Below are 15,941 nucleotides of genomic sequence, written 5' to 3'. Positions count from 1 at the left end.
GGCGGCAGGCCCGGCGCGACTCCGGCCCGGCGCGGCTCCGGGACGGCGCGCGCCCTAGAGCCGGATGAGCGAGCGGACCCGGTGGCCCGTGAGAGCCGAGCGTCCACGCAGTTCACCAAGTTCCATGACCACGCCCACGCCGGCAACGTGGACGCCGCAGCGTTCAAACAGGCGGGTGGCGGCGCCGAGCGTACCGCCGGTGGCAAGGACGTCGTCGAGAATCAGCACACGGCTCCCGGCCGGCAGGTCAGTGGTGTGCAGCTCGAGCGTTGCCGTCCCGTATTCCAGCGCATAGTCCTCCGCGACCACCTTGCGGGGGAGCTTTCCGGCTTTTCGCACCGTGATAACGCCAGTATCGGTGGCATAGGCAGCAGCGGCCGCCAGCAGGAAGCCGCGGGCTTCCACCCCCGCCACGGCGTCGAATTGTCCTTTGAACGGCTCAACCAGTGCGTCCACCACGGCACGGAGTGCGGCACCGTTGGCGAAGACCGGCGTCAGGTCCTTGAAGATGATTCCGGGCTTGGGATAGTCCGGCACCGTGGCGCAGAGGCTGCTGATCAGCTGGTCCACAGGAACGCTTCGTCTGGTTTGGCCCGGCTCGCTTTGATTCACGCATCCACCCTATGCCGGTGGAGGCCATTCTTCACGATCCGGACGTCCGCGGCGCTGAAGCCTGGGCCGAAGCGGCGGCGCCTAAACCGGACGGGCCTTCGCGGCCTTGTAGCGGGAGACCGTGGGATCGCCGGTCAGCCAGTACCGCCACGGATAGGCGTGGCTGCCGCCGGCCCCCGAAACCCCCACCCGCGGCCCGGTGGTGATGTCGCGTGCCCGCGCCACCGGCAGCTCCAGCCTGAACGGTTCACCGAGCGCGTCCCGCCCGCTGTCCGCCGTCGTCAGTCCCAGTGCGGTGGCCAGCCTGGCGGGCCCGCTGGCCAGGTCTTTGGAGGATTTCGACGTCGGGCGCCTGGTACGTGCCAGGTCTTCGCCAGCCACGATTTCCCCGCCCCGCAGGAGCAGGGCCGACGCTGTACCGGGCGGTCCGCAGACGATGTTGGCGCAATAATGCATGCCATAGGTGAAGTAGACATACAAGTGCCCGGCGGGTCCGAACATGGGCTTGTTTCGCCCGGTCTGTCCGCGGAAGGTGTGGGAACCGGGGTCCGGGTGCGGGGAGTCGTGCTGGCCAAGATAGGCCTCAACCTCGGTGATCCGCACGGAGACCGCACCCTCTGGACTGTCATGGGTGAGTATGGCCCCAAGCACCAGGGGCGCCACGTGCCGGGCGTCCCCGGAAAGTAACTCCCGTACGGCGTGTTCGTGTCCGGGTCGCGGCGGGCTGCTGCTCATGCATCGACTTTAACAAAGGCCGACCTCAGCATGGCCCACGGCCGTGTCCGATTTCCGCTAGCACCCGGGTTCCCGAGCTGACAGGATGGAGCCATGGACTTCTGGCAGCGGTACCGGGCAATCGATGCCCGCGACCCCCGTTTCGACGGGCAGTTCTACACAGCCGTCCGGACCACAGGCATCTACTGCCGACCCTCGTGCCCGGCCCGGACGCCGAAAGCGGAGAACGTCACGTTCTACGAAACCTCCGCTGCGGCCCACGACGCGGGATACCGGGCCTGCAAGCGTTGCCTTCCGGAAGCCGTTCCGGGAACGCCGGCGTGGAACATCCGCTCGGACATCGCGGGGCGGGCCATGCGGCTCATCAACGACGGCGTCATCAACCGCGACGGCGTGGAAGGGCTCGCGTCGCGGCTCGGCTACTCCTCGCGGCAGCTCAACCGGATCCTCAGCCACGAGCTCGGCGCCGGCCCGCTGTCGCTGGCCCGGGCCGGCCGGGCACAGACGGCCCGGACGCTGCTGGTTTCCACGCAGATGAAGCTCGCCGACGTGGCGTTCGCGGCCGGGTTCAGCAGCGTCCGCCAGTTCAACGAAACAATAGGCGAGGTCTTCGACATGACGCCGACGGCTCTCCGGGGCACCGCGCGCCACCACCGGACGCCTACTGCGACGACGGCCCTGACGCTGAACCTGCCCTACCGTGAACCGTTCGACCCGGGCATCTTCGAGTTCCTCGCCGTGCGCTCCATTCCCGGGATCGAGGCCGGCACCGGAACCTCCTATGCGAGGACCTTGCGGCTGCCGCACGCTGACGCCCGCTTTAGCGTTGAGTACGACGCCGGCGCCCCGGGGCGGCCCCTGGTCCTCACCATCGGGGCCGTGGACCTCCGGGACCTGCCGTCGCTGCTCAGCCGGGTCCGGCGACTCCTGGACCTCGATGCAGACCCCGTTGCCATCGACAGCGCACTGGAAGACGATCCGCGGCTGGCACCCGCGGTCAAAGCCTTTCCGGGAATGCGGATGCCCGGGGCCGTGGATCCGCAGGAGTTGCTGATCAGGGCGATGATCGGCCAGCAAATCACCGTCGCGGCCGCCCGGACCGCCCTCACCCAGCTGTCCGCCTGCGGAAGCGAGAGCCTGGTGCCAGCTGATGGCCTGCACCGCCTCTTCCCCACTGCGGCCCAGATCGCCGACCCGGGATTCGCCCTGCTGCGTGGTCCGCAGCGGCGGATTGACTCGGTCCGCGCCGCAGCCGGCGCCATGGCCGCAGGGGACCTCGACTTCGGCTACGGCGACGATCTCGCCGGCCTGGAGTCCAAGCTCCTGCCGCTGCCCGGGGTGGGGCCCTGGACGGTGGGGTACGTTGCCATGCGAGTGATCGGCGCACCGGACGTGTTCCTGGCCAATGATGCCGCCGTGCGCAACGGCATCCTCGCGCTCGAGGCCGGGACACCGGCGGGTGACCGGCCGCCCGGCGTTCAGCCGACCGACTTCACGGACGTGAGCCCCTGGCGTTCCTACGCCACCATGCACCTCTGGCGTGCTGCCGCCACGCGCCCTCAAGTCAGGCCGGGGCGGCAGGCAGAGTCCATCGTTTCGATGAGTTAACCCTGAAGGGTTAATCCCGGAGATTTAACCCAAGAAAGCGAAGAAATGAAAGCCCAATTGTTGACCATGTCCACTCCGGACGGTCCGTTCACCATCATTGCCCGCAACGGCGCCGTCCTGGCGTCCGGCTGGACCGCAGACGCTGCGGAGCTGACCGGGCAGATCCATCCCGAGCTGCTGCCGGATGATTTGGTCCCGGTCCCGGAACTGGGCGATATCTCGGACGCCGTGATTGCCTTCTACGCAGGCGATCCGGAGCCTGCGATGCGTGTGCCGGTCCTGCAGAAATCGGGGCCGTTCCGCAGCCACGCATGGGATGTCCTCCGGACGGTGAGCCCCGGCCGCCCGGTGACCTACACGGAATACGCGGAGCTCTCCGGAAACCCGAGGGCCGTCCGGGCCGCGGCGAGTGCCTGCGCCTTCAACGCGGCAGCCCTGTTCGTACCGTGCCACCGCGTGGTGCGGACAGACGGCACGCTGGGCGGATTCCGGTGGGGGCTCGCCGTCAAGGAAAGCCTGCTAGGACGCGAGAAACGCTGACGGAGCCGGCAACCCTACTTGCCGGCCGGAACGCCCGCGGGCCACGGCAGGAGTTCCGGAAGATCCACCCCGTCGGCAGCAGCAGACGCACGCAGGCTGCCCAGCGAGGGCTCACGCCCCGCGAGCCAGGCCGCAATGTCCGTCAGCATTCCGTTAATGACGATGGACCGGTTGCCGGTACCAATGGTCACCGGCGGAAGGCCAAGTGGCTGCAGCACGAACCGCTGGCCCTCCGGCACGCGGGCGGCCAGGAAATCGAACAAGTGCTCGCAGAAGGGCCGGCTCCAGGATTCCGGGCCACGTCCGGTGTTCAGGTCCGAGGCATGGATCACGAGTTCGCGCCAGAGGGCCAGGCCGCCGTCCAGAACCACTCCCCCGCGGTAGGAAATCGGCACCTGCCAGGCGCCGGCATCCAAAGCATCGAAGGCCCGCAGTGCACGCTCCAGCGCAGAATCCACATCCGCATGGTGCTGCTCCAGGGTGTGCCCGGCGGCCATCTCGATGGCTTTGGTACGGCCCTCAAAGCCGCCGTCATAAAGTTCAACAGTTTCGCCGCGGCCGGCGAATTCAAGTTGCCGGGCCATGGCATTCGAAATGCCGGCCAGGTGCGCGAGGACATGGCCCCGTGTCCAGCCCGGCAGCAATGACGGTGCCGCCACGTCTTCTTCGGCGAGTTTGCCGGCCTGGGAGGCAACGACGTCGGCGGCTTTGTGGAGTTCGGCGAGCAGCGCGTCCGGTGTGATTGCGGTCATACCCGCCATCGTAGCGGACAGTTAATCACCCTTAACGCAGGCCGCGCCCCGCACCGCCACGTGCGCCACAACGCCGCCTGCCACGCGGACCTGCCGGCCCTGCAGCGGCCAGTAGAAATTCAGGGCCGCCTTCGGGGTCGCCGCGAGTTCCTTACCCTTGCGTGAGGTGCGGGACGACGCGATGTGCCAGCCGTCGTCGTCAATGTCCTTAAGGATCACCATCCGTGACGAGGGCCGGGCGCCGGCGCCGACCGTAGCCAGGCTGCACGCATGCGGCTGGGGTTCTCCGGCGGCCAGGGCCTCTGCCAGCCATTGCCGGAACAGCCGGGCCGGGTCAGCCGGCGCATCCGCCGGATCAAAATCCGGAAGGTCCTCGGGGAAGTCCGGCAGGGCACGAAGGTACTGGCGGAAGGATTCGCTCATCCACCCACCATAAACGCACAACGCTCTCTCACTTATTGCATGACCACCGGCAACGCTCTCTCACTTTCCCGGGGAAAGTGAGAGAGCGTCGGCCAGATAACTGCAACAAGTGAGAGAGCGTGTGGGTGTTAGCCGGCGTACTCCCGCACGCCGGTCAGCTCGGCTTCCAGCGCGATGAGCTGGCGCTCGACGGCGGCAGGTGCCGTCCCGCCCTGGGAGTTGCGGCTGTTGAGCGAGCCCTCGGTGGAAAGGACCGTGCGGACCTCCGGCGTCAGGTGCTCCGAGATGGCGGCATATTCCTCGTCCGTCAGGTCCCAGAGTTCAACCCCGCGGCTTTCGGCCTGCTTCACGGCCGCGCCGGAGAGCTCATGCGCCTCGCGGAACGGAACCCCTTGGCGGACCAGCCATTCGGCGATGTCCGTGGCCAGGGCGAAGCCCTGCGGTGCCAGGGATTCCATCCGCTCCGTGTTGAATTTCAGCGTCGCAATCATGCCCGAGACGGCCGGAAGCAGGACCTCCAGCGTGTCGGCGGCGTCGAAGACCGGCTCCTTGTCCTCCTGCAGGTCGCGGTTGTACGCAAGGGGCAGGCCCTTGAGCGTGGCCAGCAGCCCCGTCAGGTTGCCGATCAGGCGTCCCGCCTTGCCGCGGGCCAGTTCTGCAACGTCCGGGTTCTTCTTCTGCGGCATGATCGAGGAACCGGTGGAGTACGAATCGTGCAGGGTGACAAAGGAGAATTCCTTGGTGGCCCACAGGATGACCTCCTCCGACACGCGCGAGAGGTCCACACCGATCATGGCCGTGACCCAGGCGAACTCGGCGAAGACGTCGCGCGAGGCGGTGCCGTCGATCGAGTTATGCGTCGCGGAGAAGAAGCCGAGTTCCGCCGCCACTGCCTCCGGGTCCAGGCCCAGCGAGGAGCCCGCAAGGGCGCCGGAACCGTAGGGCGAAACGCCTGCGCGCTTGTCCCAGTCCTGCAGCCGCTGCACATCGCGCAGCAGCGCCCAGGCGTGGGCGAGCAGGTGGTGGCTGAGCAGGACCGGCTGTGCGTGCTGAAGGTGCGTGCGTCCGGGCATGGCCACGCCCTGGTGCGCCCTGGCCTGTTCCACGAGGGCATCGATCGTGGCGAGCACGCCGCGGGCGATGATCCGGGCATGGTCGCGCAGGAACATCCGTCCCAGCGTGGCCACCTGGTCGTTGCGGGAGCGCCCGGCGCGGAGCTTGCCGCCGAGCTGCGTACCGGCACGCTCGATGAGGCCGCGTTCCAGCGAACCGTGGACGTCCTCATCGGACTCCGCCGGCAGATAGGCGCCGGAGGCAACGTCTGCATCAAGCCTGTTCAGGGCATCCAGCATGCCCTCGAGCTCGGCGTCGTCCAGCAGGCCGGCTTTGTGCAGCACGCGGGCGTGAGCCTTGGACCCGGCAATGTCATAACGGGCCAGACGCCAGTCAAAGTGCGTGGACTTGCTCAGCGCCGCAAGGGCGTCGGCGGGGCCGCCGGCGAACCGGCCGCCCCACAGTGCGCCCGTATTGGTGGCTTCGGACTTTTGCTCAGCCACAGGGGCTACTTTCCGGCGACGCGGATGTCGCGGCCGGAGGCAACCTTGGCGGACATGCCCCACAGCTCGATGAAGCCGCGCGCCATCGACTGGTCGAAGGTGTCGCCGGTGTCGTAGGTGGCGAGGTCGAAGTCGTAGAGGGAGGTCTCGGAGCGGCGCCCGTTGACCACTGCCTGGCCGCCGTGCAGCGTCATGCGGATGTCACCGGAGACGTACTTCTGGGTGTCCTCGATGAAGGCGTCCAGGGAGCGTTTGAGCGGGGAGAACCACTGGCCGTCGTAAACCAGCTCGGACCAGCGCTGGCCGACAGTGGCCTTGAAGCGTGCCTGTTCGCGCTCAACGGTGATGTCCTCGAGGTGCTTGTGCGCGGTGATCAGCGCCATGGCGCCGGGGGCCTCGTAGATTTCGCGGGACTTGATGCCCACAAGGCGGTCCTCGACGACGTCGATCCGGCCCACACCCTGGGCGCCGGCGCGGCGGTTGAGCTCCTTGATGGCCTGCAGCGGGGTGACCTTGACGCCGTCGATCGCGACCGGCACGCCGGCTTCGAAAGTGATGGTAACTTCATCCGGGGCCGGCGGGAATTCCGGGGTGGCGGTGTAGTCGTAGATGTCCTTGGTGGGGGCGTTCCAGATGTCCTCGAGGTAGCCGGTTTCGACGGCGCGGCCCCAGACGTTCTGGTCAATCGAGTACGGGTTCTTCTTGGTGGTCTCGATCGGCAGTCCCTTTTCCTCGGCGAAGGCGATGGCCTTGTCGCGGGTCAGGGCGAGGTCACGGACCGGGGCGATGCACTTCAGGTCCGGTCCGAGGGTCTGGATGCCCACTTCGAAGCGGACCTGGTCGTTGCCCTTGCCGGTGCAGCCGTGCGCCACGGTGGTGGCGCCGAATTCGCGGGCGGCCTTGACCAGGTGCTTGACGATCACCGGGCGGGAGATCGCGGAGACCAGCGGGTAGTGGCCCTGGTAGAGGGCGTTGGCCTTCAGCGTGGGCATGCAGTACTCGTTGGCGAACTCGTCGCTGGCGTCGGCCACGTAGGCTTCGACGGCGCCGCAGCCCAGGGCACGCTGGCGGATGGTCTCCAGCGACTCGCCGCCCTGCCCGACGTCGACGGCCACGGCGATGACCTCGGCACCGGTTGCTTCACCGATCCAGCCGATCGCTACGGAAGTATCCAGGCCACCGGAGTAGGCCAGCACAATACGCTCAGTCACTTCAAATGCTCCTTAGTTGTTTGGTTCTTGGTTGTCTTCAAGCTTATGGCCGGCTTCTTCGGCAAACTGCAGGAAGCGGGCGGCCACTTTCCCGCCGCCCTGCGGATCCCGCGTGACCAGCAGCACGGTGTCGTCCCCGGCGATGGTCCCCAGGATGGACGGCATGACCGAGTGGTCGATTGCCAGTGCCAGGAAGTTCGCCGCACCCGGCGGGGTCCGGAGCACCACGATGTTAGCCGAGGCTTCAGCGGTCACGAGCAGTTCGCCGCACAGCCGGGCAAGCCGGGCGTCCAGGATCTCCTGGGTAACGCCCGCCTTGGCCGCACGTTCACCGCCCTCTCCCGGAACGGCGTACACGAGCACGCCGTCCTTGCCCCGGACCCGGACCGCGCCGAGTTCCACGAGGTCGCGGGACAGCGTTGCCTGGGTGACCTGGACGCCGTCGTCCGCCAGCAGGGCGGCAAGCTCGGCCTGCGAACGCACTGATTCACCGGTCAGGATCGCGGTGATCCGCGCCAGCCTGGCCGTTTTGGTGGCCGGGCTGGCGCCCTGTGCCGCCGGAGGGTTGGTGGACACTAGAACGTGCTCTCCCCGGTGCCTTCAACGGGAGAAAGACCGTCGACGAATGCTAGACCGGACCGGTGCATAAGCCACGCCATCAGCGCCTTCTGGGCGTGGAGGCGGTTTTCCGCCTCGTCCCAGACGATCGACTGCGGACCGTCAATGACTCCTGCGGAGATCTCATAGCCCCGGTATGCCGGCAGGCAATGAAGCACGACGGCGTCCGGCGCCGCGAGCTGCATCGCCGCTTCGTCGACGGAATAGTCACGGAACAGCTTGAGCCGGGCTTCCTTTTCGGCCTCCTGGCCCATCGACACCCAGGTGTCCGTAGCGACGACGTCGGCCCCCTTGAGAGCTTCCGCGGCATCCGTGGTGATCAGCACCGAGCCGCCCGTTTCCGCGGCCCGCTCCTCTGCGGCGGCGACGATTTCCGCGGCCGGCAGGTAACCGTCCGGACCTGCAATGCGCACGTGCATCCCGGCGGTCACCCCGGCCAGCAGGTAAGAGTTCGCCATGTTGTTGGCGGAGTCACCGACGTAGCTCATGGTGAGGCCCTTGAGCTCGCCCTTGTGTTCCTTGACGGCCAGCAGGTCGGCCAGCAGCTGGCAGGGGTGGTAGTCATCGCACAGGGCGTTGATGACGGGGACTTTGGAGTTTTCCGCCATGGCCACCAGGCCCGAATGGGCGCCGGTGCGCCAGACGATGGTGGACACCATTCGTTCCAGGACCTTGGCAGTGTCCTCCACGGATTCCTTGTGGCCGATCTGCGCCTCGCCCGGGTTGATGATAAGGGCGTTTCCGCCCATGTCAGCCACGCCGGTGGCGAAGGAAACGCGGGTTCGGGTGGACGTCTTGTCGAAGATGACCGCGACAGTTTTGCGTCCGCTGCCTTCGGCCGCGAACGGCTGGACGCTGTAGGGCGCGGCTTTCATGCGGACGGCGAGGTCCAGGACCTCGGCCTGTTCTGCCGGGGTGAGGTCGGTGTCCTTGAGGAAGTGACGGGTGGTTGCGGAGCTGGTCACTGGGCATCCTTTGCGGTCTGGAGGAGCGTGGGCAGTGCCTCGATGAAGCTGTCGGCCTGTGCAGCCGTCAGGATCAGCGGCGGGGCGAGGCGGATAGTGCGCGGACCCGGGCTGTTGACGATGAACCCGGCATCCAGTCCTGCGGTCACGACGGCGGGCGCGATGTCAGCGTCCAGGTCAAAGCCGATCAAGAGGCCTTCGCCCCTGACTTCCGTCACGCCGTCGACTGCCGCGAGCTTCGAGCGGAGATGCTCCCCCACTGTACGGACGTTGTCCAGGACGCGCTGGCTCTCGATCGCGTGCAGTGTGGCCAGCGCGGCGGCCGTGGCCACCGGGTTTCCGCCGAAGGTGGTGCCGTGCTGGCCTGCGGTGAGGAGCGAGGAGGTTTCAGCGCCGAAGGTGATCAACGCCCCGATCGGGAAACCTCCGCCCAGGCCCTTGGCGAGCGTCACTGCGTCCGGGACGATGCCGGCGTCTTCGCTGGCCAGCCACTTGCCGGTGCGGCCGATGCCGGTCTGGACCTCATCGAGGATCAGCAGCGCTCCTGCCTTCGTGGTCGCTTCGCGGGCGGCCTTCAGGTAGCCGGGGGGAAGCGGCCGGACGCCGGCTTCACCTTGGATCGGCTCCAGGAAGACAGCCGCAGTCGTTTCATCGATTTCCCCGATCAGTGCGTCGATATCCCCGAACGGGATGTGGACGACACCGCCGGGCAGCGGTTCGAACGGCGCCCGGTAGGCGGCCTTGGCAGTCAACGCCAGGGCGCCCATGGTGCGGCCGTGGAAGGCACCCTCGAGCGCGATGATCTTGGTCCGCCGTTTGATGATTCCACCTTCGCCGGCCGACGCCTCGGCCCCGGAGTTGCGGCGCGCCAACTTGAAAGCAGCCTCCACGGCCTCGGTGCCGGAGTTCGCGAAGAACACTTTGGAGCCCGCCGGCGCCTTGGCCAGTTCGAGCAGCTTTTCGGCCAGCGCGATCTGCGTGGGGCTGGTGAAGAAGTTGGACACGTGGCCCAGGGTGGCGAGCTGGCTGGAGATCACCGACGTCACGAACGGGTGGGCGTGGCCCATGGCGTTCACGGCAATGCCGCCGAGCAGGTCGAGGTACTCCTTGCCGTCGGCGTCCCAGACCAGGCACCCCGCGCCGCGGACCAGGACCCGCTGCGGCGTGCCGAACACGCCCATGAGGGACGAGGAATAGCGCGCCAGCCACTCGGCTCCGGTTGTGTGGCCTGTGGTTTCGACCAGCTCAACCACCGGGGATTTTTCTATCTGGCTCATGCGTTCGTTTCCTCGTCCGGGACCACCTGCGTGCCGATTCCGGCGGTGGTGAATGTTTCCAGCAGCATGGAGTGCGGCAGGCGCCCGTCCACAATGTGTGCGCGCTCCACGCCGTCGTCAACGGCCTTCAGGCATGCGGCCATTTTGGGGATCATGCCCGATTCAAGCCTCGGCAGCATCTCCCGCAGTTCGGAGGCCGTGAGGGATGAAATCAGCGACGACTTGTCCGGCCAGTTCGCGTAGAGGCCCTCGACGTCGGTCAGGATGACCAGCTTGGAGGCCCCCAGCGCCGAAGCGACGGCGGCCGCCGCGGTGTCCGCGTTGACGTTGAGCACCTGCCCGGTGGTGGATCCGTCGTCGGCTATTTCCGGGGCAACAGTTGAGATTACCGGGATCCTGCCGGCCGCGAGGATGTCTACGATGCCCTCGGGGTTGACGCCCACGACTTCGCCCACGAGGCCCAGGTCCACGTCCTCGCCGTCCACGACGGTTCCGGTGCGGACAGCACGCAGCAGTCCGCCGTCTTCACCGGACATGCCGACGGCGTACGGGCCGTGGGAATTGATCAGGCCCACGAGTTCACGCCCCACCTGGCCGGTCAGCACCATGCGGACCACGTCCATGGCCTCGGGGGTGGTGACGCGCAGCCCGCCCTTGAATTCGGACTCGATGCCGAGGCGGCTGAGCATGGCGTTGATCTGCGGTCCTCCGCCGTGCACCACCACAGGGTGGATGCCTACGTGGTGCAGGAAGACGACATCCTCGGCAAACGCCCGGCGGAGGTCATCGTTGACCATGGCGTTGCCGCCGTATTTGATCACCATGGTGGTACCCGCGAAGCGCTGGATCCACGGCAGGGCTTCAATCAGGGTGCCTGCCTTGTCCTGGGCATCACTCATGGAGGTGGTCTCGCGTGTCTGGGTGTTCATGCTGCTGTCTCCCCGGAAGGTGGGTGCGCCACCTAGCTTGAGTAGGCGCTGTTTTCGTGGACGTAGTCGTGCGTGAGGTCGTTGGTCCAGATCGTGGCTTCGGCTTCTCCGGCCTGCAGGTCGATCCCGACGTGGACCTCCCGGGGCTCCAGATCCACCAGGCTGCGGTCTTCGCCGATACTTCCGTTGCGGCAGATCTGCACGCCGTTCATGGAAACGTTCAGCTGGTCCGGCTCGAAGACGGCGTCGGTGGTACCTACGGCGGACAGCACCCGGCCCCAGTTCGGGTCCTTGCCGAAAATTGCAGCCTTGAAGAGGTTGGAGCGGGCCACGGCCCTGCTGACGATCTCGGCGTCCTTTTCGCTGGCGGCGTTGAATGTACGGATGGCGATGTCATGGCTGGCGCCCTCGGCGTCGCCGATCAGCTTGCGGGCCAGTTCGGCGCAGACCTGCGTCAGCCCGGCACCGAAGTCCTTGGCCGAGGGGACGGCACCCGAGGCGCCCGAGGCAAGCAGCACCACGGTGTCGTTGGTGGACATGCAACCGTCCGAGTCCGCCCGGTCAAAGGTGACCCTGGTGGCGTCGCGGAGCACGACGTCGAGCATTTCCGGCTGGACGTCCGCGTCGGTGGTGATGACCACCAGCATGGTAGCCAGCCCGGGAGCAAGCATGCCGGCGCCCTTGGCCATGCCGCCGATGGTGTATTCGTTGCCTTCGGCGTCCTTACCCGTGAATACGGCTTCCTTGGACACGGAATCCGTGGTCATGATCGCCGTGGCCGCAGCCGGGCCGCCGTCGGTGCCGAGGGCCGCCGTGGCCGCGCTGATGCCCGGGACGATCTTGTCCATGGGCAGCTGTTCGCCGATCAGCCCGGTGGAGCAGACAAAGATGTCGGTGGCCGAGACGCCCAGGGCTTCCGCCGTCTTTTCTGCGGTGGTGTGGGTGTTCTGGAAACCCTGCGGGCCGGTGCAGGCGTTGGCGCCGCCGGAGTTGAGGATCACGGCGTCGACGCGGCCGTCCTTCACCACTTCGCGCGACCAGTGGACGGGCGCCGCGGCAACACGGTTCGAGGTGAACACCGCGGCCGCGGCCTTCGAGGGGCCGTCGTTGACTACCAGGGCAAGATCAGGATTCCCGGACGCCTTCAGGCCGGCTTTGACGCCGGCGGCGCGGAATCCTTTGGGGGCGGTGACGCTCACGGGGCAACTCCCTGCAGGTTGAGGCCGGCGGTTTCCGCCAGGCCAAGGGCGATATTCATGGACTGCACGGCGCCGCCGGCCGTCCCCTTGGTCAGGTTGTCGATGGCGCAGGTAACAATGACTCGGCCGGTGTGAGCGTCGAACGCCAACTGCATCACGGCGTGGTTGGAACCCTGCACGGACTTGGTGGCGGGCCACTGGCCCTCGGGAAGCAGGTGCACAAACGGCTCGTCGTCGTACGCGTCCTCCCAGGCGCTGCGCAGCTCCGCTGCCGTGACGCCCGGCTTGACCCGGGCGGTTGCCGTGGTGAGGATGCCCCGGCTCATCGGGGCGAGGGTGGGTGTGAAGGACACTGTCACGGGCTCACCTGCGGCGTTGCCCAGGCCCTGCTCGATCTCGGGGGTATGCCGGTGGCCGCCGCCCACACCGTAGGGGCTCATCGAGCCCATGACCTCGGAGCCGATGAGGTTCACCTTCGCGGCTTTCCCGGCACCGGAGGTGCCGGAGGCGGAAACAATCACGACGTCGTCGGGCTGGAGCAGGCTGCCGGCGAACCCGGGCGTCAAGGCCAGCAGGGCCGACGTCGGGTAGCAACCCGGAACGGCGATCCGCTTGGCTCCCTTCAGCTTTTCCCGCTGTCCCGGCAGTTCGGGGAGCCCGTACGGCCACGTTCCGGCATGCGCGGAACCGTAAAACTTTTCCCAGGCGGCGGCATCTTCCAGGCGGTGGTCCGCGCCGGCGTCGATCACTACCGTTCCTTCGGGCAGCTGGGCGGCGATTTCCGCGGAGGCTCCGTGCGGAAGCGCCAGGAACACAACGTCGTGGCCCGAAAGGTTCTCCACGGTGGTGTCCTCCAGGATGCGGCTCGCCAGACCGTGGAGATGCGGCTGCAATTCGCCTAGTCTGGAACCGGCGTTGCTGTGTGCTGTGATGGCGCCGATAGTGACGTCGGGGTGTCCGGCCAGAAGGCGAAGCACCTCACCGCCGGCGTACCCGCTGGCACCGGAAACGGCAACAGAAATAGTCATGGAAATGACTATACAGCAAGACTATGCATAGAACCCGATATTTATGCATGCGCTGCCACCTGCGCTCATTTATGCGCATGCCCGCCTTCGCGTTTTGAGCGTCAGCGTATGCTAGGAGAAGGGTGAACCTGACCGCGCGGTCCGAATGTCGGCTGCAGCGTTGCCCGTAACAGTTACGAGGCCCCGAGTCCATGACCCCCACCACTACTTCGGAGCGCCCGCAGTCGCGTGTCCGGCAACCCAACCAGGTTGTCCTGAGCTATTCCGAGCTCCTCAAAACCGTCAAGGCTGCAGGCCTGCTCGAACGGCGCGTCGGCTTCTACATCACGGTCTTCTCCGTCCTGGTGCTCCTGATGACAGCCGCCTGGTTCGGTTTCGCGCTCATCGGTGACAGCTGGTTCCAGCTCCTCATCGCCGCCGCCATCGGCATCCTTTGCACCCAGCTGAGCTTCCTGGCCCACGAGGCCGGCCACCGCCAGATCTTCGCCTCCCGCCGTGCCAACGACTGGGCCGCCAGGCTGCTGGCCACGTCCGTCGCCGGCATGAGCTACTCCTGGTGGGAGCAGAAGCACGGCGCCCACCACAACCACCCGAACGTCATTACCAAGGACCCCGACATCGCGCCCGGGCCCATCGCTTTCCACACCGAAGCGGTTGCCGACCGGCAGGGACGGTTCGCCTTCCTTACCCGGAAGCAGGGCTGGTTCTTTTTCCCGCTGCTGTTCCTGGTGGGCCTCGGCCTGCAGATCGATTCGGTCAAGTTCGTCTTCCGCCGCGCGAAAGTCACGCACCGCTGGGTTGAACTCCCGATCCTCCTGGCCCGCCTGAGCCTGCTGCCGGTCCTCACGTTCACGTTCCTGCCGTGGGGCATGGCGCTGGCGTTCATCGGCGTCCAGCTCGCTGTCTTCGGTTTCTACATGGGCGCTTCCTTCGCCCCGAACCACAAGGGCATGCCGGTCCTGCCGGCCGACAGCCGCGTGGACTTCTTCAGCCGCCAGGTCCTGACCTCCCGGAACATCTCCGGCGGCCGCTTCATGGACATCCTGATGGGCGGGCTCAACCGCCAGGCCGAACACCACCTCTTCCCGGACATGGCCCGCCCGCAGCTGGACAAGGCCGCGGTGATCGTCCGGGAGTTCTGCGCCAAGCACCAGGTTCCCTACACGGAGACCACGCTGCTGCAGTCCTACGGCATCATCGTCCGCTACCTCAACGAGGTGGGCCTCTCCGCCGGGCGCCACTTCGAATGCCCCATGGCCACTGTTACCCGCCGCTACTAGGCACACTCCCCCGATTAACCCTTGAGACGAAGTGACGGCCGTTACCGGCCGTCACTTCGTCGTTGGCGGCGGTGTCCCTAGGATGGTTCCTGTATCCGGGCCTGGAAATCCCAGCCCAGGGAAGGAGACACATGATGCACGCAATTGTTGCCCGCCAGGCAGGCGGCCCTGAGGTGCTACAGCTAGGCGAAGTGGAGCGTCCGGTACCTGGTCCGCGGCAACTGCTGGTGAAGGTTTCCGCCACCGGGGTGAACTTCATCGACACCTACAAGCGCAGCGGGGCCTACAAAGTGGCGTATCCCTTTACCCCGGGTTCCGAGGCTGCCGGCACCGTCGAGGAAATCGGCGACAACGTCACGGCGTTCTCCCCGGGCGACCGCGTAGCCACAGCAGAAGGCACCAACTGCTACGCAGGCTACATCCTGGTGGACGAGGATAAGGCGCTCCCGGTCCCCCGCGGCGTGGACGATTTCACGGCAGCGGCCCTTCCCCTGCAGGGGATCACCGCGCACTACCTGATCAATTCCTCTTTCCGGGTTGAGCCCGGCCACACCATCCTGCTTCACGCCGGTGCCGGCGGGGTGGGCCTGCTGGCGATCCAGCTGCTCAAGGCCAAGGGCGCCCGCGTCATCACCACCGTCTCCACCGACGACAAAGCGAAGCTGGCCCGCGAGGCCGGCGCCGACCATGTCATTCCCTATGACGGCTTCTCTGCCAAAGTCCGGGAGCTGACCGACGGAACCGGCGCGGATGCGGTCTACGACGGCGTCGGCAAGGACACCTTCGACGGTTCCCTGGCCGCCCTTCGGGTCCGCGGCACGCTGGTTCTCTTCGGCGCCGCATCCGGACCGGTTCCGCCCTTCGATCCGCAGCGCCTCAATGCCGGCGGCTCCCTGTACCTGACCAGGCCGACCATAAACCACTTCCTCCGCAACGCCCAGGAACGCCGCTGGCGCTCCGATGAAATTTTCGCAGCGGCCGCAGAAGGGAACCTCAAGGTCCGGATCGGCGGCCGCTACGACCTGGCCCATGCAGCACAGGCGCACGACGACCTTGAACAGCGCCGCACCACCGGCAAAATCATTCTGGTCCCCTGAACCAGCGATTATGACCCCGCTGCAGGGTCCGGTAGCAGGGCCCCGCAAACGGGACGCAAACGCCAGGCGAACGCCGGGAGAACTGCGACATCTTCTGTTCATCTTGTGCGG

16 protein-coding genes are annotated in these 15,941 nt (G+C 66.9%); 4 read left to right on the top strand and 12 right to left on the bottom strand.

Features of this window, described 5'->3' with window-relative positions:
• Positions 1 to 54: 54 nt before the first annotated feature.
• The gene (locus tag ACSQ12_RS07730) at positions 55 to 612 is read right to left on the bottom strand and encodes an adenine phosphoribosyltransferase (RefSeq protein WP_436064949.1); all 558 of its coding nucleotides are present in this window, start codon (positions 610 to 612) and stop codon (positions 55 to 57) included.
• 81 nt (positions 613 to 693) lie between these two features.
• Positions 694 to 1,347, bottom strand: a complete 654-nt coding sequence (locus ACSQ12_RS07725; RefSeq protein ID WP_436064948.1) for a DNA-3-methyladenine glycosylase — start codon at positions 1,345 to 1,347, stop codon at positions 694 to 696.
• Between the two features lie 93 nt (positions 1,348 to 1,440).
• On the opposite strand from ACSQ12_RS07725, the gene ACSQ12_RS07720 reads away from it, so the two are divergent.
• Both ACSQ12_RS07720 and ACSQ12_RS07715 read left to right on the top strand, forming a co-directional pair.
• Positions 1,441 to 2,955: a DNA-3-methyladenine glycosylase 2 family protein gene (locus tag ACSQ12_RS07720; protein ID WP_436064947.1), complete on the top strand. Its 1,515-nt coding sequence runs from the start codon at positions 1,441 to 1,443 to the stop codon at positions 2,953 to 2,955.
• 45 nt (positions 2,956 to 3,000) lie between these two features.
• Positions 3,001 to 3,495, top strand: a complete 495-nt coding sequence (locus ACSQ12_RS07715; RefSeq protein ID WP_436064946.1) for a methylated-DNA--[protein]-cysteine S-methyltransferase — start codon at positions 3,001 to 3,003, stop codon at positions 3,493 to 3,495.
• A gap of 14 nt (positions 3,496 to 3,509) precedes the next feature.
• On the opposite strand, the gene ACSQ12_RS07710 is transcribed toward ACSQ12_RS07715, so the two are convergent.
• The 10 genes from ACSQ12_RS07710 to argC form a co-directional block, all read right to left on the bottom strand.
• Positions 3,510 to 4,247, bottom strand: coding sequence for a maleylpyruvate isomerase family mycothiol-dependent enzyme (locus tag ACSQ12_RS07710; RefSeq protein ID WP_436064945.1), 738 nt, complete (start codon positions 4,245 to 4,247; stop codon positions 3,510 to 3,512).
• Positions 4,248 to 4,268: 21 nt separating this feature from the next.
• Positions 4,269 to 4,670 carry a pyridoxamine 5'-phosphate oxidase family protein gene (locus tag ACSQ12_RS07705; protein ID WP_436064944.1) on the bottom strand — a complete coding sequence of 134 codons (402 nt, stop codon included), beginning with the start codon at positions 4,668 to 4,670 and terminating at the stop codon, positions 4,269 to 4,271.
• 128 nt (positions 4,671 to 4,798) lie between these two features.
• Positions 4,799 to 6,226: an argininosuccinate lyase gene (gene argH / locus ACSQ12_RS07700; protein WP_436064943.1), complete on the bottom strand. Its 1,428-nt coding sequence runs from the start codon at positions 6,224 to 6,226 to the stop codon at positions 4,799 to 4,801.
• Between the two features lie 5 nt (positions 6,227 to 6,231).
• Positions 6,232 to 7,437 carry an argininosuccinate synthase gene (locus tag ACSQ12_RS07695; protein ID WP_043480224.1) on the bottom strand — a complete coding sequence of 402 codons (1,206 nt, stop codon included), beginning with the start codon at positions 7,435 to 7,437 and terminating at the stop codon, positions 6,232 to 6,234.
• Between the two features lie 12 nt (positions 7,438 to 7,449).
• Positions 7,450 to 8,013: an arginine repressor gene (locus tag ACSQ12_RS07690; protein WP_209746090.1), complete on the bottom strand. Its 564-nt coding sequence runs from the start codon at positions 8,011 to 8,013 to the stop codon at positions 7,450 to 7,452.
• Positions 8,013 to 9,020, bottom strand: coding sequence for an ornithine carbamoyltransferase (argF, locus tag ACSQ12_RS07685; RefSeq protein WP_436064942.1), 1,008 nt, complete (start codon positions 9,018 to 9,020; stop codon positions 8,013 to 8,015). The genes ACSQ12_RS07690 and argF overlap by 1 nt, the downstream gene beginning before the upstream one ends.
• Positions 9,017 to 10,297, bottom strand: a complete 1,281-nt coding sequence (locus ACSQ12_RS07680) for an acetylornithine transaminase (RefSeq protein ID WP_436064941.1) — start codon at positions 10,295 to 10,297, stop codon at positions 9,017 to 9,019. The genes argF and ACSQ12_RS07680 overlap by 4 nt, the downstream gene beginning before the upstream one ends.
• A complete protein-coding gene (gene argB / locus ACSQ12_RS07675) occupies positions 10,294 to 11,226 on the bottom strand; it encodes an acetylglutamate kinase (protein WP_436064940.1) in 933 nt (310 codons plus the stop codon). The genes ACSQ12_RS07680 and argB overlap by 4 nt, the downstream gene beginning before the upstream one ends.
• Positions 11,227 to 11,258: 32 nt before the next feature.
• On the bottom strand, positions 11,259 to 12,425 hold the full coding sequence (gene argJ, locus ACSQ12_RS07670) for a bifunctional glutamate N-acetyltransferase/amino-acid acetyltransferase ArgJ (protein ID WP_436064939.1): 1,167 nt from the start codon (positions 12,423 to 12,425) through the stop codon (positions 11,259 to 11,261).
• A complete protein-coding gene (gene argC, locus ACSQ12_RS07665) occupies positions 12,422 to 13,453 on the bottom strand; it encodes an N-acetyl-gamma-glutamyl-phosphate reductase (RefSeq protein WP_436064938.1) in 1,032 nt (343 codons plus the stop codon). The genes argJ and argC overlap by 4 nt, the downstream gene beginning before the upstream one ends.
• A 191-nt stretch (positions 13,454 to 13,644) precedes the next feature.
• Between argC and ACSQ12_RS07660 the strand changes: the two genes are divergently transcribed.
• Together ACSQ12_RS07660 and ACSQ12_RS07655 are read left to right on the top strand one after the other, a co-directional pair.
• A complete protein-coding gene (locus ACSQ12_RS07660) occupies positions 13,645 to 14,733 on the top strand; it encodes a fatty acid desaturase family protein (RefSeq protein WP_043480212.1) in 1,089 nt (362 codons plus the stop codon).
• 131 nt (positions 14,734 to 14,864) lie between these two features.
• The gene (locus ACSQ12_RS07655) at positions 14,865 to 15,830 is read left to right on the top strand and encodes a quinone oxidoreductase family protein (RefSeq protein WP_436064937.1); all 966 of its coding nucleotides are present in this window, start codon (positions 14,865 to 14,867) and stop codon (positions 15,828 to 15,830) included.
• The last annotated feature ends 111 nt before the right edge of the window (positions 15,831 to 15,941 follow it).

The sequence above is a fragment of the Arthrobacter sp. LjRoot14 genome (genome assembly GCF_964253905.1).
In the GTDB taxonomy this organism is placed as follows: Bacteria; Actinomycetota; Actinomycetes; order Actinomycetales; family Micrococcaceae; genus Arthrobacter.
This window is presented reverse-complemented; position numbering and strand designations above follow the sequence as displayed.